General features: G+C 53.7%; 16 protein-coding genes. 9 read left to right on the top strand and 7 right to left on the bottom strand.

All coding sequences use genetic code 11. The features are described 5' to 3' along the window. Positions 1-243: 243 nt before the first annotated feature. From NSU01_RS30750 to NSU01_RS30730, 5 genes are all read right to left on the bottom strand, one after another. Complete coding sequence (locus NSU01_RS30750) at positions 244-666, bottom strand: BMC domain-containing protein (RefSeq protein ID WP_083705716.1); 423 nt, start codon at positions 664-666, stop codon at positions 244-246. 85 nt (positions 667-751) lie between these two features. Then, positions 752-2,176, bottom strand: a complete 1,425-nt coding sequence (locus tag NSU01_RS30745; RefSeq protein ID WP_179093619.1) for a hypothetical protein — start codon at positions 2,174-2,176, stop codon at positions 752-754. Positions 2,177-3,046: 870 nt separating this feature from the next. Further along, entirely contained in the window at positions 3,047-3,313 is a 267-nt protein-coding gene (locus tag NSU01_RS30740) for a BMC domain-containing protein (RefSeq protein ID WP_076247750.1), read from the bottom strand. Between the two features lie 51 nt (positions 3,314-3,364). Continuing rightward, positions 3,365-4,708 carry a UbiD family decarboxylase gene (locus NSU01_RS30735; RefSeq protein WP_076247748.1) on the bottom strand — a complete coding sequence of 448 codons (1,344 nt, stop codon included), beginning with the start codon at positions 4,706-4,708 and terminating at the stop codon, positions 3,365-3,367. Between the two features lie 292 nt (positions 4,709-5,000). After that, positions 5,001-5,756 (bottom strand): AraC family transcriptional regulator, encoded by a 756-nt coding sequence (locus NSU01_RS30730; RefSeq protein ID WP_039307282.1) that lies wholly within the window; start codon positions 5,754-5,756, stop codon positions 5,001-5,003. Between the two features lie 327 nt (positions 5,757-6,083). On the opposite strand from NSU01_RS30730, the gene NSU01_RS30725 reads away from it, so the two are divergent. From NSU01_RS30725 to NSU01_RS30700, 6 genes are all read left to right on the top strand, one after another. Next, positions 6,084-7,220, top strand: a complete 1,137-nt coding sequence (locus NSU01_RS30725) for a BMP family ABC transporter substrate-binding protein (protein ID WP_042139960.1) — start codon at positions 6,084-6,086, stop codon at positions 7,218-7,220. A gap of 132 nt (positions 7,221-7,352) precedes the next feature. Next, positions 7,353-8,915, top strand: a complete 1,563-nt coding sequence (locus tag NSU01_RS30720) for an ABC transporter ATP-binding protein (RefSeq protein WP_039307286.1) — start codon at positions 7,353-7,355, stop codon at positions 8,913-8,915. After that, the gene (locus NSU01_RS30715) at positions 8,908-9,954 is read left to right on the top strand and encodes an ABC transporter permease (RefSeq protein WP_039307289.1); all 1,047 of its coding nucleotides are present in this window, start codon (positions 8,908-8,910) and stop codon (positions 9,952-9,954) included. Before NSU01_RS30720 ends, NSU01_RS30715 begins: the two co-directional genes overlap by 8 nt. Next, positions 9,951-10,889: an ABC transporter permease gene (locus NSU01_RS30710; protein ID WP_042239634.1), complete on the top strand. Its 939-nt coding sequence runs from the start codon at positions 9,951-9,953 to the stop codon at positions 10,887-10,889. Before NSU01_RS30715 ends, NSU01_RS30710 begins: the two co-directional genes overlap by 4 nt. 97 nt (positions 10,890-10,986) lie before the next feature. Next, the gene (locus NSU01_RS30705; RefSeq protein WP_076247745.1) at positions 10,987-11,943 is read left to right on the top strand and encodes a nucleoside hydrolase; all 957 of its coding nucleotides are present in this window, start codon (positions 10,987-10,989) and stop codon (positions 11,941-11,943) included. A gap of 3 nt (positions 11,944-11,946) precedes the next feature. Further along, positions 11,947-13,338, top strand: a complete 1,392-nt coding sequence (locus NSU01_RS30700) for an ADP-ribosylglycohydrolase family protein (RefSeq protein WP_076247743.1) — start codon at positions 11,947-11,949, stop codon at positions 13,336-13,338. A gap of 110 nt (positions 13,339-13,448) precedes the next feature. Here NSU01_RS30700 and NSU01_RS30695 read toward each other — a convergent pair whose 3' ends face one another. Then, complete coding sequence (locus NSU01_RS30695) at positions 13,449-14,003, bottom strand: flavin prenyltransferase UbiX (protein WP_039307295.1); 555 nt, start codon at positions 14,001-14,003, stop codon at positions 13,449-13,451. Positions 14,004-14,157: 154 nt separating this feature from the next. Next, a complete protein-coding gene (locus tag NSU01_RS30690; protein WP_083705715.1) occupies positions 14,158-14,508 on the bottom strand; it encodes a hypothetical protein in 351 nt (116 codons plus the stop codon). Between the two features lie 211 nt (positions 14,509-14,719). On the opposite strand from NSU01_RS30690, the gene NSU01_RS30685 reads away from it, so the two are divergent. From NSU01_RS30685 to NSU01_RS30675, 3 genes are read left to right on the top strand one after another with little or no spacing between them, the layout of a single operon-like run. Further along, positions 14,720-16,261: a response regulator gene (locus tag NSU01_RS30685; RefSeq protein WP_076247739.1), complete on the top strand. Its 1,542-nt coding sequence runs from the start codon at positions 14,720-14,722 to the stop codon at positions 16,259-16,261. Positions 16,262-16,281: 20 nt separating this feature from the next. Beyond that, the gene (locus NSU01_RS30680; RefSeq protein ID WP_042139950.1) at positions 16,282-18,105 is read left to right on the top strand and encodes a sensor histidine kinase; all 1,824 of its coding nucleotides are present in this window, start codon (positions 16,282-16,284) and stop codon (positions 18,103-18,105) included. Between the two features lie 3 nt (positions 18,106-18,108). Continuing rightward, the gene (locus tag NSU01_RS30675; RefSeq protein ID WP_076247737.1) at positions 18,109-19,653 is read left to right on the top strand and encodes a response regulator; all 1,545 of its coding nucleotides are present in this window, start codon (positions 18,109-18,111) and stop codon (positions 19,651-19,653) included. The last annotated feature ends 94 nt before the right edge of the window (positions 19,654-19,747 follow it).

Below are 19,747 nucleotides of genomic sequence, written 5' to 3'. Positions count from 1 at the left end.
TCCAATAATTTAGTTGTAATTCAAAAATGCCTGCTGGAAACGAGATACGCAGTAAGGGGATAAGACAGATAGACAGGCGGACGGACGGACGGACAGACGAACAGACGAACAGATAGATAGACTGATAGTTAGATAGGTAGATAGGTGGACAGATAGACAGATAGACAGACAGGCAGGCAGGCAGATAGACAGATAGATAGATAGATAGGTAGATAGATAGGTAGATAGGTAGATTGTTAGTGTTTATTCAATTTCTGGCAGATCCGGGGCCGAGGTACTGGCTGTTCCGGTTTGGTCGGTTTGATCAGCTTCAGCAAGTATGGCAGGTGCGGCAGATTTGGCTCCGTCCGATGTAGTTCCGGCGTCTGTCGTCTTGGACGGCAGGAATCTGGACAGTATTTTGTGGTTCACATCTTCGTGGGCCTTGGCGATGACATGGGCGGAAATGACTGTACCTATCCGCTGGGCTTCGGCTTTGCCTGCATCTACCGCCGCGCTGACCGCAGCAACATCACCGCTTAAGTGAATGGTTACACCGAGTGAACCGCCGACGCCGATAACCTTCTCAACGGCAATCAGCTGCACATCCGCCGCTTTCAGGGCCGCATCTGCGGCGGAGACGGCGGTGGTATATCCGAGAGTCTCAATCAATCCGAGTGCCTGCATCACCGGCACCTCCTTTGTTATTGATGGGCTTAGTCTTTAGGACTGCTTGAGCGACAGGGCGGGATTACTTGTTTTATCAGAGTTGCTACTGGTCTGCAAAGCGTGTTAACCCAGGCAGCACACTTGCCAGCTGAGCGGAGGTTCCGCTGATTATGCAGTAGCTGCGTTCGGCGCGGAGGCTAAGGCCTGCATCCGGGCAGCCGCCGAGCAGCTGTTCCGCGAGGCCGATGCTGCTCCAGCGCGAGGCGGCATCGATTACGGCAATGGCCTCCTGTTGGCCTGCAGCCAGATGCCGCCGCAGCAGCGGGCCGGGCTGCAGGCTCGTGTATACCCGGACCCGGCGGGCGGAATCCCGCTGCAGGATGCCGGTGAGCTCCGTCAGCAAGCGGTCCAGCTTGGCGGAATCGTTGCTGAACAGCCGTAGCTCAAAGCTCCCGCCGCTGGCGCCCCACTGGATATCTGCTTCCAGAGCAGGATCACTGCCCAGCAGTTCTTCTGCGGCGAACAGCTGGCCCGGATGGCAGACAGGAACGCTTAGTATGCCTGCTGAGCTGCAGCTGCGGCCAGCAGTGCCTAGCACGCCGCGAAGCCTGCTGCTGATTACAGGGAACAGCCAGGCATCCATAGTTCCATCCCGGATGAGGGGGAAGGGAGTGTCCGGTGAAGCGGTGTTCCGGGAGTATGTTATTCCAGCTGAATCCTTGATCTGGGTAGCGCCAGCCCCGGGGATACCGGGCCGGCAGGGAATATCTCCGGCTGAATTCTTGCCCGAATGCTGAGCACCGACTGGAATAGAAGCCTGCCCACTCCCGGAAGATTGCCAGCCCCCGGAAGAATGCACGCTCCCGGTAGGAAGGGTGCGCAAGAGCAGAGGGGACAGATACCGTTCGGCAAAGCTCCGATGATCCCCAGGCACATTGACTGCCTGGGATCGTCCGGTAGCTGTGGATGCTGCCGGCAGTTCCTGAGGAAGATGTCTGTTGCTGAGTTGTGCAGCGTTATCCGGCAACCGGACTGGAGTAGGGGATGCACCGGGCAGGCCAAGTAATGCGAGCCTCTTCCCGGCCTGCTCCCGCTGGTAATTGACCCGCTTGATCCCGCCCGGCGGTTGCGGACAATCCCGGGGACTGCTGCAAGTGTCCGGGCAGTCCGCCTGCTTGCCTGCTGAACAGGAAGGGCCGGCGGAAACAGAAGCCGGAGCAGAAGAAGCAGAAGCAGCAGCAGCAGTCGCACCCGGAGCCGGAGCAGAAGAAGCAACAGGAGCAGCAGAAGCAGCCGTAGTAGCCGGAGCAGCAGAAGCAGCAGGAGTAGCCGTAGCAGAAGAAACAGAAGCCGGAGCGGGAGCAAAGACAGAAGCAAGCGCCGGAGCTGGAATAGGAACGGTAACGGGTGAAGTAACGGTAACAAGTGGAGCAACGGTAACAGGTGAAACAACGGATATGAGAGCAGGAGCAGCAGGGTGATTTCGCTCCAAAACCTCGGCAACAATGCTCTTCATGAAATTGGACAAGGGAAATCACCTCCTAAACTAAGTATGAATGCGCCCGTATAGGTTTCCTTCAGACAATTTTTCAGACAACTTGGGATCGTGTTGTTCACACGCAGAGAAGTGCTGCCAAACGGAAAAACGTCCACTAATCATAGGAAGAGTCCTATATAGCGTGCAGTACAAGCTAAACTTTAAAGACACTAACGAAAATCCTGCACGAAATACAACATTCCCCTCGTGAAATGGTAGCCTAATCCGGAATTGTTGTATAAAAGGCAACATTCCTCCCGTATTCAAGCTGCTAAGCGGGAAATTGTTGTATTTCATACAACAATCCTTACAATTTCCCAAGTATCGGGGTGTCTAAGTTGTAAAACGTACAACTTTTAGGCCTGTACTTACAGATGTGCTTACAGTAGTACTCACAGTACTTACAGACGTACTTACAGTAGCGGCTAGAAGGTAGTACTCACAGATGTACTTGCAGTAGTACTCACAGTCCTCACAGATGTACTCACAGTCCTCACAGATGTACTCACAGATGTACTCACAGTAGTACTCACAGACGTACTTACAGAAGCGGCTAGGAGGTAGCACTTACAGACGTACTCACAGTAGCTGCTAGGAGATAGTACTTACAGCTGTACTTAAGTTAGCTCGCTCCGCTGCCGGGCAGCGGGCCGGAGAGTAATGCGTTAGTCCTCGGGTAGAGTGCCACGTGTTGTGTATAGCCAGCGCAGCTTCATGGCTATTTACATACAGCCGCAGAACCGCTTTTTGCACTCCCTGCTACCCGCCCTTTATAATCAAAGCTTGCTCCGGTCACCGCTGATTTGCAGCCTGTTAGCTATAGTCTTAGGTGCATGCATGTAGTTCTATAGTTCAATCAATCTACAGCAGCATCCGCGCCAGATCCGGGTGTGGCCGGGGAATCACGTTGGAGGAAATCAGCTGTCCTCCGGCCCGGGGGCAGGCGGTGATACCGGCTTCCACGGCCGCCTGGACTGCGGCGACATCGCCTTCGACGATAACCGTTATAAGTCCGGAGCCGACACGCTTGAAGTCGACCAGCTTCACATTTGCTGCTTTGCACATCGCATCCAGTGCTTCGAGGGCCGGGGTTAGTCCCCGGGTCTCGATCAATCCGATCGCTTGCATGATCCACCTCCTGTTAAGCTAATTTGTATCTCCATGATCCGGCTTCATCGTCTATAAATAATCTGCCAGCTCGATACTCTCCTGACCGGGGATGGAGGTCCGCCGGTAATGCTCCGCTTCAGCCAGCGGGAAGGTGGCGTCGATGCCCATTTTGGCGGTGACGCCGCGCAGGTTGTGCGAGGGCTCAAGCGGAGAACCCTTCGCTCCAGTAACGATGAAGGTGTCCAGATCAGCCTGGACGCGGGTGGCGATCGCCCACTCCACATCAAGCGGGTCCAGCAGGTTGACGTCCTCGTCGACAACGACTACATGCTTGAGATCTTTGTCGCCAGCGAAGGCGGCTAGAAGGGCGGTTTTGCCGTCGCCTTCCTGCACCTTCCGGATGCGGATGACCGCATGATAACGCCCGACGCCGCCCATGCTGATGTGAACATCTTTGACACCGGGGACGACCTGGCGGACGGAGCCCAGCAGGGCAATCTCACGTGCAATCGCCATCGGCAGCTTCTCCTCATAGCTGGCCGGGAGAATGGTCTGCCAGACCGGATTGTTCCGGTAGGTGACAGCGGAGAATTCCACGACCGGCTGCTCGGTGCGCGGGCCGTAGTAACCGCCGAGTTCGCCGAACGGACCTTCCGGTTCGCGGACCCGGGGGAGAATCCGGCCCTCGAATACAACCTCGGCCTCGGCCAGCACTTCAAGATCGATCGTCTTGCAGCGGACTACTGCAAGCGGCTGGCCGAGCAGGGCAGAGGCGACCTCCAGCTTATCGGCATGGAACAGGTGGGTGCTGACCTGGGAAGCCAGCACGACTGCCGGGACGATGCCGAACATGAATGCCGCCTCCATCGGCTCACCGCGTTCCTCGAATTCCCTGTACTGCTGGAATAATTCAGGGGAGGAGATCAGGATGCTGGTCCGGTTGCCGTCCAGCAGCTGCATCCGCCGGATGGAGGTGTAGCGCTTCTGCCCGTCCGCGCCTTTGACGACCATCACCCCGGAGACATAATAAGCTCCGCTGTCCAAGGCGTTATAGGTGCAGACCGGGAACAGCTCCCGCAGGTTAATCCGGCTCGTAATCACGTTGTCCTGCACCGGAGCCTGATCACAGCTTCTCGTAGGCAGCGGATGAACAACGGCCTCGATCAGCCGTGGCAGCAAGTCTTCCGGCTGCATGCCCATACTCCCGGCGAGCAGCTCTTTGGAGCCGCCAAGACCGGCTGCCATCGGGACGGAGTAACCTTTTACCTTCTGGAAGACCATGGGCTGCCTGCCCTTCACGGCCTTAATCACGGCCCCTAGCTCAAACTTGGGGTCCACCTCCTTGCGGACCTTCAGCAGCCGGCCGCTGCGTTCCCAGTGCTCCAGCAATTGCCGTATATTCATGAATGCCATCCGGGCTGCACCTCCTTCACTCATTAATTGTTGAACTGTACACCGTTGTAAGCTTCAGCGTGCCTTGACTCGCGCACCTTCCAAAAAGGGAATAAAAAAAGAAGCCGCAGACATAGAGAAAAAAGATTCTCTAAATCGCGGCTTCCTTCATTCTGTGAACAGAAATGGGGCAAACCTTATATTGGGGCAGCGGATCTGGATATAATCGGGATCAGCCGGTATAAGTCATCATCACGTAAGCTTAAGTTCCATTATAGTGAAAAAAAGCGAAAAGTAAATGACTAATGTTATATTACATGACCTTACTTCTGATGCGGAAAGTACGCGGGGAGAGTCCACTCTCTCTTTTGAACATATTGCAGAATTGGGCATCATTGACGAATCCGGCAGCGGAAGAGACCTCCGAAATATGCATTTGGGTATGCAGCAGCAGAGATTTGGCATAATCCAGGCGCTTCAGTACAAGATAACGGTGCGGGGAATGTCCAAATCTTTCCTTGAACAGATGCCGGAAGCGGTCGTAGCTATAACCGGACATTTCTGCCAGAGAGGACACGGAGAGCTTATGGCGGTAATGCTCATTCATATAATTCAGCACATACTGCATCTGATCCTCTGCCGGGGAATGGAAATCCGAGGCGGCGAGCAGCCGCTGCAGATACACGGTAATTTCGCTCATTTGCAGATTCAGCAGCTCGGCGAACCCGTCGCGCTTGCGCTTGAATTCCGCATTCATCCGCTGCAGGGTCTGCAGTACGGTATGTTCCTTATCATCGTCAAAAACGCCGGATAGTGTATTGATAATCGGATTGCCGCAATGGAAGCCGACGAACAGCACCTCCGGGCTGGGCTGATGATTCTCGTCATGCTTGAAACCTGCCGGAATCAGGCCAAAGGTGAAGGGCCGGAAATGATAGCTGCGTGGTCCAATGCTGCAGGTTCCCTGGCCATGGATATAATACACAAGCTCGAAACATTCATGCTGATGCGGAGGGATATACGTATTTGCTTCATGCTCTGCATTTACAATATATAGAACACGGTCCATGATGAGCCTCCCTTTATCGTCATTTAGCCGAATCGTACAAAAAGATGACCGAAAATATATAAATATTTATCTTTTCTTTTGTTATGATCTTATCAATTAAACCGAAGATTCTCAACTGGACTGGCCATCTTGTTCGGATTTATGCGGTTTTTTCGAGAAATGTAACATGAAATGTTTGGTTTTCAAGGTAAATTGCTTGTTTTCAGAATTTCAACAGTCTTTTATTCATGCTGCCCGATGCTATCCGTTAGACAAAACGTGTAATTGGAACTTTATGCTATTTTATCAGCGTTGATCTATTACAAAACAGGGGTGTGAACTTAGAAAATGAAAAAGAAGATGCTCGCTTTATTGCTGATGGCGGTTATGGTACTGGTCACTGCATGCGGAAACAACACGTCCGGCAATGGTAATGCGGTCAACTCCGGAACAAATGCTGAAGGCGGAGAGGCTGCTGCAGGGGACAAGCTCAAGGTGGTGCTGCTTATTCCGGGAACGCTGGGCGACAAGTCGTTTTTTGATGCGGCAAACAGCGGCCTGCAAAAAGTGAAGGACGAGCTAGGCGCGGAAACGAAAGTGGTCGAAATGGGCGCGGACAAGACGAAGTGGGAACCTACTTTTAATGATATTGCTGCTGAGGATTGGGATGTTGTCATCTCGGGCGGCTCGGAAATTACGGAAATGTTCAATGCAACGGCTGAGGCGAATCCGGATAAAAAATTCATCAACTACGATACCGATATCGATGAAGCGCCTGAAAATATGTACAACATGTCGTATTCGACCAATGAGGTCTCTTTCCTGGCAGGGGCGGCAGCTGCACTTGCAACACAGTCTGATATGCCGAATGCCAACCCGGAGAATGTGATCGGATTCCTGGGTGGGATGGATATCCCCGGCATTAATGCTTTTCTGGTGGGCTACATCCAGGGCGCACAGTATGTTGATCCGGATGTGAAGGTAGCGGTATCCTATGCCGGAGATTTCGTGAACCCTGCCAAAGGCAAGGAATTGTCGCTGATCCAGTACAACTCGGGTGTGGATATTATTTTCAACGTAGCCGGCGGTACGGGACTGGGAATCTTTGATGCAGCCAAGGAAAAGACTAAATATGCTATCGGTGTTGATTCGGACCAGGCGCTGCTGCTGAAAGATACGGATAGTGAAAAAGCAAACCTGATTGTCACTTCCGCGATTAAAAAGATCGATACGGCCATTCTCGGCGCAGTGAAAAAACTGCAGGACGGGACGCTTGAGATGGGCAAACGTGATGTGCTCGGCTTCGTTGAAGACGGCGTAGGCATTGCGGAGAATGACATTTACAAAGACGTATTCCCTGCTGATCTGCAGGCTAAGGTGGAAGAAGTGAAGCAGAAGCTGATTAATAAGGAAGTTACCGTCGACAATGCGATGGGCATGGAAACGGCTGAAGTTGAAGCGATCCGCAATGCCGTGAAGCCTTAAGATTATTGATCAAAGATAGCTTTATAAAATGAAATTGGCTTACACAGCTCTGCAGTTGGAGGCTCTTCTCTTTGGGAGAGCTCCAGCTGCCTATTTTTGCAGACCACCCAAGTTGAAAGGCGTTGATGACCCATGGCAAATGCTCTGCTGGAAATGCGGGGAATCACCAAAGTATACCCGAACGGCGTTGTTGCCAATAAGGATGTCGGATTCTCCCTGCGGGAGGGCGAAATCCATGCGATCGCGGGAGAGAATGGAGCCGGTAAATCGACTCTGATGAAAATCATGTTTGGGATGGAGGAGCCGAGTGAAGGCGCGATCTATATCCGGGGAGAACAAGTGAAGCTGCAGTCCCCGCAGGACGCAATTGACCGCGGCATCGGCATGGTTCATCAGCATTTCATGCTGGTGCCTTCTTTTACTGTGGCCGAAAATATGGTGCTGGGCATGGAGCCGCGAAAAGGTGTGGGCTTCAATGCTGGTGAAGCGGTGCGTCTGACGGAGGAAACGGCACGCAAATATAACCTCTCGGTAAACGCCAGGGCTAAGGTGGAGGATCTGTCGGTCGGCATGAAGCAGAAGGTGGAAATTCTGAAGGCACTGGTTCGCGGGGCCAAAATCCTCATCCTCGACGAGCCGACCGCCGTGCTGACTCCGCAGGAAACAGAGGAGCTGTTCCATGAGCTGCAGCAGCTTAAGGAGCAGGGTCACACCATCGTGTTTATCTCGCACAAACTGAAGGAAGTTAAAGCAATCTGTGACCGGATTACCATTATGCGCGGCGGCAGGAGCGAAGGAGTCTTCCAGACCCGCGAGGTGACGGAGCAGGAAATTTCCAGGCTGATGGTCGGCCGCGATGTCGTGCTGAAGTACGACAAGGACAGCATTCCGCACGGCAAGCCGGTGCTTAGGGTAGAGCAGCTGGCTGTTTCGGACAGTCAGGGCAAAGCACTCCTCGCGGAGATTAGCTTCTCGGTCCGCGAAGGCCAGATTGTCGGCATCGCCGGCGTCGAAGGGAACGGGCAGACGCAGCTGATTGAAGCGCTGACCGGCGGTCTGCGCGGCGTCTCCGGCAGTGGGGCGGTTAGTGTAAAAGGCACGGATATCCGCGGGCTGGATATTCTGGGCATCCGCAGCCTGGGCGTATCTTATATCCCGGAGGACCGGATGCGGCAGGGCTCCGCCGGAGACGCCAGCATTGCCGACAACCTGATCTCTACGCGCTACCGTTCGAAGGATATGAATAAGGGGCCTTTTCTCCACAGCTCCAAAATTGCTGCTCTGGCGTCATCGCTGGTAGAAGAATTCAAAGTGCGCTGCTCCGGTACACGGCAGCCAGTCGGCATGCTGTCCGGCGGCAATATGCAGAAGGTGGTCGTTGCAAGGGAGTGCTCCACGAATCCGCAGCTGCTGATCGCTGAGCAGCCGACCCGGGGTGTGGATATCGGGGCTGCGCAATTCATTCATCAGAAGCTGCTGGAGCTGCGCTCGGACAAATGCGCCATAGTTCTGGTATCGGCGGATCTGAATGAAATTCTGGAGCTGAGCGACAGTCTGCTTGTGATGTACGAGGGGCAGATCGTTGCGTATTTCGACAATCCTTCTGCCGTGAGTGAGGAAGAGCTGGGACTCTATATGCTGGGAATTAACAGGCAGGACAAAGAGCAGACCGGGAGGGCCTTAAATCATGTTTAGAGCTAAATATTTTGAGGCAATCCGGACGGCAGCGGTTATTGTCATTGCGCTGATTATCGCATTCCTGATCATCTCGCTGGTCAGTGACCAGCCGCTGAAGACGATTGGTATTTTCCTGCTGGAGCCGTTCTCCACCAAGGGGCATATCGGCAATGTCATTGAGATGGCCATTCCGCTGATGTTCACCGGCCTTGCCGTCTCGCTGCTGTTCCGGGCCAATATGTTCAACCTGGGGGCAGAGGGGATCTTTTATTTCTCTGGTGTCGTGGCCTCTGTACTGGCGATTCATCTCAGCCTGAACAGCTGGCTGCATCCGCTGGTGGCGATATTGGCAGGCTCTATCACAGGGGCGCTGCTGTCAGCCATTCCCGGAATTCTCAAAGCGAAGTGGAACGCCAATGAACTGGTGACCTCGCTGATGTTCAATAATATCCTGTTCGGGGTGGGGCTATACCTGCTGAACTATCATCTGCGGGATGCCAAGGCCTTCGCCAACGTTTCGTTTAAATTCGAGAAAACTGCGCAGCTGAGCAAGCTTTTTGCAGGCACACGGATTCATACCGGACTTATTATTGTATTGGTGCTGATTGTACTGGCCCATCTGTTCCTCTACCGGACCAAATGGGGCTATGAGCTGCGGATGACAGGCGTCAACCGGGAGTTTGCCCGTTACTCGGGTATGAAGACTGCCAAGGTTATCATTCTTGTGCATCTGATCGCCGGGTTTATTGCCGGTATGGGCGGCTCGGTGGAAGTACTCGGGATGTACAGCCGCTTTCAGTGGACTTCTTTGCCGGGCTACGGCCTGGATGGTGCCCTGGTGGCGATGCTGGCCAAAAACAATCCGCTTTCTGTCATTGTCTCTGCGCTCTTCCTGGCCTATATCCGCATTGGAGCCGATCTGATGGCGCGGCTGTCCGATGTGCCGTCCGAGATGATCTCGATCATTCAGGCTGTGATTATCCTGCTGATTTCGGCTGAGCAGTTCCTCAAGTTCTGGAAGAACCGCATGCTGCTGAAGGAGGCGAAGGAAGCATGAATAGTCTGCTGGATGTCATTCTGACGACGGATTTTGCCTTCTCTGTATTGCGTGTGACAACACCTATCCTGTTCGCTGCACTGGGAGCGCTCATCTCGAACCGTGCCGGAATCATCAACATCGGGATGGAAGGGATTATGCTGGTCTCGGCTCTGGCCGGTGTTATTGTCAGCGCCTATACGCATAGCGCCTGGGTCGGGCTGCTGGGTGCGGTATTGTCGGGAACGCTTATTGCCGGGATTTTGGCCTTTTTCACCTTGAAATTCAAGACGCATATCATTCTAGGCGGTGTGGCGATTAATATGTTCGCCTCAGGCGGAACGGTATTTATTCTGTATCTGCTCAGCGGGGACAAGGGTTCATCGACCTCCTTGGCGAGCAAAGTATTGCCGAGTGTGCAGATTCCGCTGCTGAAGGATATTCCGGTGCTGGGTCCGATTCTGTCGGGACATCACATTCTGACTTATTTCTCGATTCTGTCTGTGCTTGTGGTCTATTATCTGCTGAACCGCACCCCGCTGGGGCTGCGTATCCGCTCGGTAGGCGAGAATCCGCATGCGGCCCAGTCGGTTGGAGTCAGCGTGGTCCGGATCCAGTACACGGCGCTGCTGCTCAGCGGCTTCTTCGCCAGTCTGGGCGGAGCTTATATGTCGATGGGCTATTTGTCGCTGTTCACCCGTGATATGGTGGCCGGCCGGGGCTGGATTGCGATTGCTGCTGAATCCATGGGCCGGAGCACAACCGTAGGAACAGCGCTAACTTCGCTGCTCTTCGGCGCAGCCGATGCGCTCTCCAATGCCCTGCAGGTGCTGAAGATTCCGGCGGAGCTGATCGCTACGCTTCCTTACGTGGCGACGGTAGTGGGGCTGATTATATACGCGGTCTCGGAGACAAGGAAGAAGAACAAGAAGCTTAAGACGACTACGACCAAATAGTTGAGGCTATGAGGGTAGCCTAGTTACGATCAACCACAATAGGAGCAGTTTCAATTTCGTTTTAGATTAGAAATCAACCTACAAGGGAGCGACAACGATGCCAACACCTATCATAATTGACTGCGATCCGGGGCATGATGACGCGATTGCCATTCTGCTTGCGCTGGCTCATCCCGGGCAGCTGGAGATCCGGGGCATTACCACGGTTGGCGGCAACCAGGTTCTGGATAAAATCACCGATAATGCACTCAAGGTGCTTAGCTTTGTAAATGCCGATATTCCCGTAGCCAAGGGAGCGGCGGCTCCGCTGCTTGGTAAGCTGGTAACCGGAGAAGCAGCACATGGGGAGTCCGGCATGGACGGCCCCGCGCTTCCGGCGAGCAAGTTCAAGCCGGTGGAACAGGGAGCGGTAGAATTCATGCTGGAGATTATCCGCGCATCCAAAGAGAAGATTACCCTGGTGCCTACAGCTCCGCTAACGAATATCGCCCTCCTGATTACCGCTTATCCGGAAGTGAAGGACAGAATCGAGAAGATCTCTCTGATGGGCGGCGGGCTGGCCTATGGCAATGTGACCCGGACAGCGGAGTTTAATATATATGTCGACCCGGAGGCAGCGCGGATTGTCTTTGAATCGGGGATTCCCATTGTGATGAGCGGACTGGATGTGACGGATAAGGCGGCGATTTTTGAAGAGGAGATTCAGGAGCTGAAGACCCGTGGACCCGTATCGGTAATGGTCGGAGAGCTGCTGGATTTCTATTCGATCTACGGCAAAAAGATGGGATATATCGGCAATGCGCTGCATGACCCGTGCGCGATTGCCTGGCTGCTGCATCCGGAGCTATTCGAATCGGAGCATCTGCATGTTACGGTGGAGACCGAAGGCAAGCTGACCCGGGGGATGACTGTTGCCGACCGGCGCAAGAAGCCGGAGCAGCCTGCCAATACAGAGGTGCTGCTTGGCGTAGACCGTGAAGCCTTTATTAAGCTGCTGTTTGATTCACTGGAGCGGTTAGACCGCGGGCCCCTGCCTGCGGCGGGAGCATTGTAGCGGATGGCAGGCTGGGAACGTCTGCAGGAGACGGTGCGGCTGGAGCTGCAGCAGCGGATAGAGGAAGGCTGCCGGCCTGGCAGTCTGGCAGAGAAGCTGGCTGCTGCCGGAAGTGATGAGGGCAAGCTCATGGAGGTATACCGGGAGCTGATGGCCCTTCAGGTGGCCGCGGACTTTCCTTACGAGGAGCCCTCGGATCTGGCGTCGATCAGACGGCTGCGCCCCGGAGGTCCGCGTAAGCTTACGGTGAATTGGACACCGGAAGAGTGGAGGGACAGGTTCTATGGAGCGTGGCTTGGCCGGAGTGTAGGCTGTGCGCTGGGCAAGCCGCTGGAATACTGGGATTATCTGTACGGGAAGGACGGCCGTACCGGCTGGGAGAACATTGAATTGTGGTTCCGCGGCGCGGATGCCTGGCCGATTACAGGATATACACCTGAGTACTCTACGGCCCGGGCGGAATACGGTCTGGGCTTAAGCGACTGGTCATTCACCAGCACCCGGGAGAAGATCAGCTACATGGAGAGTGACGACGATATCCGTTATACGGTCCTCGGTCTGATGCTGCTGGAGCAGAAAGGGCTGGACTGGGATTCCTGGGATATCGGCAAGCTGTGGCACGGGCATCTGACCTACAGCCAGGTATGTACAGCAGAAACACAGGCCTATATGAACTTTGCCGGCGAAACCTCCCATCTGCACGGTGAGAAGCCGGAGGATTGGCCGCTGCGGCAGGAGCGGGTGCGCATGCATCTGAATCCGTACCGCGAATGGATCGGGGCGGCCATCCGTGCGGACGCCTTGGCCTATGGAGCGGCCGGGAATCCCGAGCTTGCGGCGGAGCTGGGCTGGCGGGATGCCTCCTTCTCCCATGTGAAGAACGGGATCTACGGTGAAATGTTCAATGCTGCAATGATCTCTGCTGCGTTCGCGGGCCTTGATAACGAGCAGATTGTGGAGATTGGACTCAGCGAAATTCCTCAGACGAGCAGACTGGCCGGGGATGTGCGGACCGGAATAGCCATTGCACAGGAAGCGGGCAGCGAGCGGGAGCTTGTCAGCAGGCTATGGGACCGGTTCAGCCATTATGACCCGGTGCATACCAATAACAACGCCGCCATCGTTGCAGCTTCGCTTATATACGGCGGCAATGACTTCGAGAAAGCCGTGGTTACCTCTGTCTCTGCCGGGATGGATACCGACTGCAACGGTGCCACAGTCGGCTCCATTATGGGAGCTAAGCTGGGCGCAGCCCGGCTTCCCGCCAGTTGGACCGCACCGCTGAATGATCTGCTGTACGCAGATCTGCCGGGCTTCCACCCGATTGCGATTTCGGAGGTTGCCGAACGGAGCTATCAGGTGTTCCTGAAGATCCGTGCAGAGCTGGGAGAATAGGATTAGCTTGGCTTTCATACATTATTTTTCTTAAAAGAACAGGGAAGCCCGCAGCCATGCCACACTGGCTGCGGGCTTCCCTGTTTCGGCAGAAGGCCGGCACAGCCCTCCTAAGCTTCCCCCCAGCGCTTCATCAGCTGATGGTCAATTCCGAGTGCGTCGAGGACGCGGGCATTCATGAAGTTCACCAGCTCCCAGATCTCGGTCGGATGATTGTAAAAGCCCGGCGAAGCGGGCATGATATCTGCCCCCGCCCGGGCAATCCGCAGCATATTCTCCAGATGAATCACATGGAGCGGGGTTTCGCGCGGAACGATAATCAGCCGCCGCTTCTCCTTGAGCACCACACTGGCTGCCCGGCTAAGCAGTGTATCCCCCATGCCGTTAGCGATAGCTCCCAGCGTATTCATTGAACAGGGGATGATGACCATCCCGTCTGTTTTGAAGGATCCGCTGGCCACGGGTGCGAACAGATCTGTATTGGACAGCACAGTAGCGTATCCGGCCAGCTCCTGCATATCCGCACCGCACTCGTATTTCATCACATTCTCCCCGGCACCTGTGGCGATGACATAGGTTTCAGCCCCAAGCTGATGCAGGCTGCGGATCAGGGAATAAGCGTATATGGAGCCGCTGGCTCCGGTAATGCCGACGATAATTTTCATGGCGTAAGCTCCTTTTGAAATGAAAAGAAGCCGCTGAACTAGAGGGGTATCCCTCTAAGCAACGGCTTCCTTCAGTCTGTAAACAGAAATCGGGCAAACCTTAGGCCTAATCAGCGCACCCAGAATACAATCCGGACGCCGCCGCTTCTACTTGTTATTCACTGATAATGATCGTGCTGGCCCAGCCCGTGCCCGGATCATAATCCCGGAGTACACCACTGACGGGCAGATCCAGTTCATCGGCCAGCTTCTTCCGGAAGATCCGCTTGAACTCCTGATGGAGCGCAGCATCCACCGACTGCTTCAGCTCGGGATAGTTCTCTTCCAGCGCCCGCAGTGCAGTTACCCGCTGATGCTTCACCAGAAAGAGGATCATCGATTCGCCGGCGGCATCTATTCTCAGCTGTGTGACACCCACCCCATACAGTTCCCTATGCACTTCATTGTAGCAGCGGGAGAGGCGCTTCTTGAATTCGTTGGAGGATAGAAGACTGTTTAACGTCAAGAATATCACTTCCCTGTGTGAGATAATGCCGGATAATCAATAAAATTAACCCTAATTATAGAGAATATCCGCAAAAAGTAAATGACCAATGTTACTTTATGTGACTCCGATATCTGATTAAGTTGTAATTCACATCATTGAACTTGTATGTTAGCATTATTTGTAATTCATTTGCTGACAAAATTTAGATTCGGGGATTGGAGCGAGGCTCATGCTGAAAGTCATGATTGTTGACGATGAACCGTGGGTTCTTGAAGGACTTAGGACGATGGTCGACTGGGAGAAATCCGGTTACGAAGTATGCGCCGAAGCGCTTAGCGCTGTGGAGGCCCTCCGGTTAATTCAGGAGCATAAGCCGGACCTGCTGCTTACGGATATCAACCTTCCCGTAATGAACGGACTCGAGCTGATTGCTGCCGTGAAGGAAGTGATGGATCACCCGCCCAGATTCGTTATTCTGAGCGGATATGACGATTTCAATTATGCCCGCACTGCGCTGCGCCAGAAGGTGGATGGCTATCTGCTGAAGCCGGTCGATGATGAGGAGATCGGGGCGCTGCTTTTGAAGATCAGAGCCATCATCCAAAATGAAATCGCTTCCAGAGAGGAGGGCCGCAAGAAGCAAAACTTCCTGGTCCATAATCTGATCAACCGGTTCATTCAGGGGGAATGGAGCGAAGAGCTGGAGCGCGCAGCGGATAGGCTGATGGACCTTCAGCATGAGACGGAGCTGCAGTGCATCCTTGCTGCTGCTGTATCAAGCACAATGAGCCTGAATGAAGGGGAGGGGGAAGGATTCCCGGGTGAGCTTGGCTATGTCTTTCAGGACCCTGCGGGCAGGCCGGGTCTTATTGTGCGGTGTGCGGGGATGTCCTCCGAAGCCATTGAGGCCGCCGCCGCCCAGGTGCAGAGGGCACAGTCGGAGAAGCTTGGCGTTCCTGTGGCCGTACTGATCAGCGGCAAGCGGAAAGGGGCGCGCTCCATCCAGGAGTTGTACACACAGAGCCTTGAGGTCTGGGGATTGAAGTACCGCAGGGAGAAGGGCGGAATCTTCTACTATAACGACCTGGGAGCAAAGGGCCAGTCCCTGGAATTAGCTGAAGGGCATTTCACCTGTGTGCTGGAGAAGGTCAAGGCAGGCGAGACCGGGCAGATTCTGAGTTGTGTCAGGGAAGCGTTCGCTGCCATTACGGCCAAGCCGCTGAAGATCGATGCTGCCCAGGCCGAGGTGGCTCATCTGGAGATGACCTTATGCCGTAGCATCGCTGAAATGCAGGGAGATCCCGACCGAATCATGAACGCGATGCGGACGGAGTATGGCAATCTGGGCGGACTCGCGGATTATTACCGGCTGAGTCTGTATGTGGACAAGCTCTGCCTGCAGGCAGCGGCTTATCTGGCTGAATTACGGGCGGATAATGAAGGGAATACGATCTATAATGTCATTCAGTACGTGGATCTTGAATTCCGGAGCAAGCTACAGCTTCAGGATATTGCCAAGCAGTTTCATATGAATTCGGCCTATTTGGGCCAGCTGTTCCGTAAGGAAACGGGCCGGAGCTTCAGCGATTATCTGAATGAGAAGCGGATTGAAGCGGCCAAGGGCCTGCTTAAGCGCACCCAGCTCAAGATATCGGATATCGCACTGCAGGTGGGCTTTTCGAATACGGATTATTTTATCGACAAGTTCAAGGGGAGGGTTGGTTCTTCACCTTCAGTCTACAAAAATGCCAATAAGAACAAGCAGCTATAAGAAAGCCGGGTGCATAAGGCATGTGGAGAAAAAGATTCAAATTCACGACGATTGTTAACGATATCCCGCTCAATTACAAGTTCTACCTGATTTATATTGTCGGTGTACTTCTGCCTATAATGGTGCTTAATCTTGTATTTCTGGACCGGATTACGGATCTTATCAAATCCAGAGAACAGCAGAACCTGGAGATTTCCCTGGAGCGGGCGCGCAAGGATATTCTTGATTTCATCGAAGGGGGAGTCTCCGTCGGATATGCATTGTCTACGGATAAGAATCTGTACGAGATGCTGGACCGCACCTACACGGACTCCATAGAATTCTATAATATGTTCGACGAACAGCTGAGGGACCGGATGAACAGCTACATGCCTGTTAACAACCAGCTGGAGCGGATCAGCATCTACACAGACAACCGCACCATTGTATCCGGCGGGAATTACCAGGTCATGAATGACAAGGTATGGGCCAGCGACTGGTATAGACAGGCGAAGAATGCGAGTACCCAGGTGTTTGTGACCGCCTACCGGACTAGTGAGAACAAGAATCTGGCATCGTCAATCCCTACGCTAAGTGTAGTTGAAACGATGGATAATTACAGAAACTTGAATAAGTATGAGAAGGTGCTGCGCATTGATCTGGATCTTAATGAGATCTATGACATTATTGTCCGGGAGAAGGATTACTTAAGCCTCTACCTCATCAATGAGCAGAACAAGATTGTCATGTCAGCGGACAGCGGCTATCAGCGGCTCACCAAAGAACCCTATCCCGTATTCGATCAGCTGGGTAACGGTCAAGGTCAGGAGGAGGATGTTCGGATAGTACCTGTGGGTACGGCCAACTATCTCAAAGGCTGGAGAATTGCCGGAATCACCCAGGGTGAGCGGATTTCCCAGGCGATTCTGGATATACGTCTGTACGCGGCTGGGCTGGCAACAACGCTTACGCTGCTGACCAGCGGATTCATCTATATTATGCTGCGCTCTTACAATTACCGGGTTAAACGCCTGTCCCGTCATATGCAAAAGGTGTCTAACGAGAAGTTTGAGCTGATCACCATCGATGAGGGGCGGGATGAGATCGGCGGCTTAATCCGCAATTTCAACCGGATGACCTCCAGAATCCACTCGCTGATCAACGATGTGTATAAGCTGGAGATCCAGAGCAAGAATCTGGAGATGGAGCGCGTCAGGGCGGAGCTGAACTTCCTGCAGAGCCAGATGAACCCCCATTTTCTGTTCAATACGCTGAATGCGATTCTGGTGGTCTGCACCAAGAATAAGTATTCCGATGTTACGGATATTGTGAAAAGCCTGTCGAAGCTGCTGCGCAGGTTGCTCAGCTGGAAGGAAGACCTGGTGTCGGTGCAGGAGGAGATCACATTCATCGAGATGTATCTCAAAATCGAGAAATTCAGGTTCAGGGATAAATTCGACTATGTGTTTGAGATTGATGAGCAGTCACTGAAATATAAAATTCCGAAGCTGAGCATGCAGCCGCTGGTCGAGAACTCCTGCAAGCATGGATTACAGACGATTGAAGGGCTTGGCATTATCCGGGTGAGCACGGCAGTGCTGGATAACCGGCTGCAGATTAGCGTATCGGATAACGGCAAAGGCATAGAGCCGGATAAGCTTAAAGAGCTGCTGTTCGCCATCCGCAAGGAGGACTCCTCCGGGGCCAATATCGGAATCCGCAACGTCTACCGCAGGCTTGAGCTGTATTATGCCGATCAGGTGCGCTTCGAGATATCCAGCACACCGGGTCTGGGGACCTTGGTCACCTTCGGCATTCCGCTCAGGCTGCTGGAGATGAATCATCCCTTGGAAGGCGAGGTGTAACCTGTGAAATACAAAGTATTATTAATTGATGATGAGCCGAGCGCCCTTGAAGGTATGCAGCTGTGGATTGATTGGGAGGAACTCGGCTTCGAGCTGTGCGGAACCTGCGGCAACGGCCGGGAGGGGCTGCGGCTGATGAAGCTGCTGGAGCCGGACCTGGTGATTACAGATGTGAACATGCCGCTCATGAATGGTTTGGAGATGATAGAGGCCTGGCAAGAGCAGGATGCCGGCAGACCCAAGTTCGTGATTCTGAGCGGCTACAGTGAATTTGAATATGCCCGCACGGCCATCAGCTACGGAATCAGCCATTATCTGCTGAAGCCGGTCTTTCCGGAGGAGGCTGCCGAGGAATTGCGGGAAATTCATCAGGAGCTGGAACAGGAAGCGAACCGCAGAATGATTCATGAGATTGCCTCTGAAGAAGAGGCGGTGGCCTTGATTAGAGGACTGTTGTACGGGAAAAAAGCAGATCCGGCGCTTCAGGAGCTGCTGGATCGCATGCCAGGCTTTCAGGGAGTCCGCATCTGGAATCTTTGTCTGATTCAGACTGTCCCGGAGCTGTATGCAGAGCTGCGGGGAAGGGCGGCTGCCCTGCTGGCCGCCTATCCGGCCATGGTGATGATGGATCTGGAGGCGGGCATACTCGGGATTGTATACGGTATGCCGGCAGACAGACCTGAAGGCGGCACAATAGAAGAGGGGCTGAATATCCTCCGGCAGGAATATGGCAGCCGACAGATCTATATGGCCATTGGGGCCCCTGAGGACTCCCTGCCGGGGATTGCGGAGAGTTACCGCAGTGCCAAAGAGGCTTTGCAGCATTTTTTCTATAATCCTGAGTATGCCGGGATTCTGGCTTACCGCGGGATACAGGGCCATTCCTTCAGCTATCATTATGACCATATCCGGCTGATGGATGCCCTGCTTGTTTCTGTTAATCTGCTCGATGCGGACGGTTACCGCAGAGCGCTGGAGGAAGCAGACCGCAGCTTCCGTGCACAGCAGGTGGCACCGGAGGTGGTTCGGAAAATTGTGATTCATCTCATGTACCGGATCACCGAGCTCGCACCCGGGGCGGAGGACGGAGGCGGGGAGCAGGGGACGGCAGGGTCTGGAATCGCGGAGATCCAGCAGGCCATGATCCCGCTGGATGAATTGCTCAGCCGCTTATTAATGTGCGGTGAAATGGCAATTGATCTCTTGATGCGTGAGCAGAATCAAAAGTCGCATGGCATTGTGCAGGAGATTAACGAGTATATCGGTGCGCATTTTCAGGAGAGTCTGAGCATTCAGAAGCTGGCAGAGGTCTTCTTCCTGCATCCCGTCTATCTGGGGCAATTGCTGATTAAGAAGAACGGCATGACCTTCAATGAGCAACTGCATCATCTGCGGATTCAGGAGGCGGCGGTTCTGCTGCGCGGCAGCAAGCTGAAGCTCTCGGAGATAGCTGAACGTGTAGGTTATGTCAATTACGGCCAGTTTTTGAAACGGTTTGAAAAGGAGATGCACATGGGCCCGAATGAGTACCGCCATGCAAAGTTCTAAACTTTTATGGGGGTATACCTTTAATTCGGTCGTATTTTAGCAGGGTGATCACCTCTATAATTCATATATGTAAGTGCTTACAAATTAAAGACCA

This window comes from Paenibacillus sp. FSL H8-0259 (assembly GCF_037963255.1).
GTDB lineage: Bacteria > Bacillota > Bacilli > Paenibacillales > Paenibacillaceae > Paenibacillus_AQ > Paenibacillus_AQ phytohabitans.
This window is presented reverse-complemented; position numbering and strand designations above follow the sequence as displayed.

Bases quoted from the DNA above. Each gene is read 5' to 3' on its own strand.
- NSU01_RS30750 (WP_083705716.1), bottom strand. From the start codon at position 666: ATGCAGGCACTCGGATTGATTGAGACTCTCGGATATACCACCGCCGTC.
- NSU01_RS30740 (WP_076247750.1), bottom strand. From the start codon at position 3,313: ATGCAAGCGATCGGATTGATCGAGACCCGGGGACTAACCCCGGCCCTC.
- NSU01_RS30735 (WP_076247748.1), bottom strand. From the start codon at position 4,708: ATGGCATTCATGAATATACGGCAATTGCTGGAGCACTGGGAACGCAGC.
- NSU01_RS30730 (WP_039307282.1), bottom strand. From the start codon at position 5,756: ATGGACCGTGTTCTATATATTGTAAATGCAGAGCATGAAGCAAATACG.
- NSU01_RS30725 (WP_042139960.1), top strand. From the start codon at position 6,084: ATGAAAAAGAAGATGCTCGCTTTATTGCTGATGGCGGTTATGGTACTG.
- NSU01_RS30720 (WP_039307286.1), top strand. From the start codon at position 7,353: ATGGCAAATGCTCTGCTGGAAATGCGGGGAATCACCAAAGTATACCCG.
- NSU01_RS30715 (WP_039307289.1), top strand. From the start codon at position 8,908: ATGTTTAGAGCTAAATATTTTGAGGCAATCCGGACGGCAGCGGTTATT.
- NSU01_RS30710 (WP_042239634.1), top strand. From the start codon at position 9,951: ATGAATAGTCTGCTGGATGTCATTCTGACGACGGATTTTGCCTTCTCT.
- NSU01_RS30705 (WP_076247745.1), top strand. From the start codon at position 10,987: ATGCCAACACCTATCATAATTGACTGCGATCCGGGGCATGATGACGCG.
- NSU01_RS30700 (WP_076247743.1), top strand. From the start codon at position 11,947: ATGGCAGGCTGGGAACGTCTGCAGGAGACGGTGCGGCTGGAGCTGCAG.
- NSU01_RS30695 (WP_039307295.1), bottom strand. From the start codon at position 14,003: ATGAAAATTATCGTCGGCATTACCGGAGCCAGCGGCTCCATATACGCT.
- NSU01_RS30685 (WP_076247739.1), top strand. From the start codon at position 14,720: ATGCTGAAAGTCATGATTGTTGACGATGAACCGTGGGTTCTTGAAGGA.
- NSU01_RS30680 (WP_042139950.1), top strand. From the start codon at position 16,282: ATGTGGAGAAAAAGATTCAAATTCACGACGATTGTTAACGATATCCCG.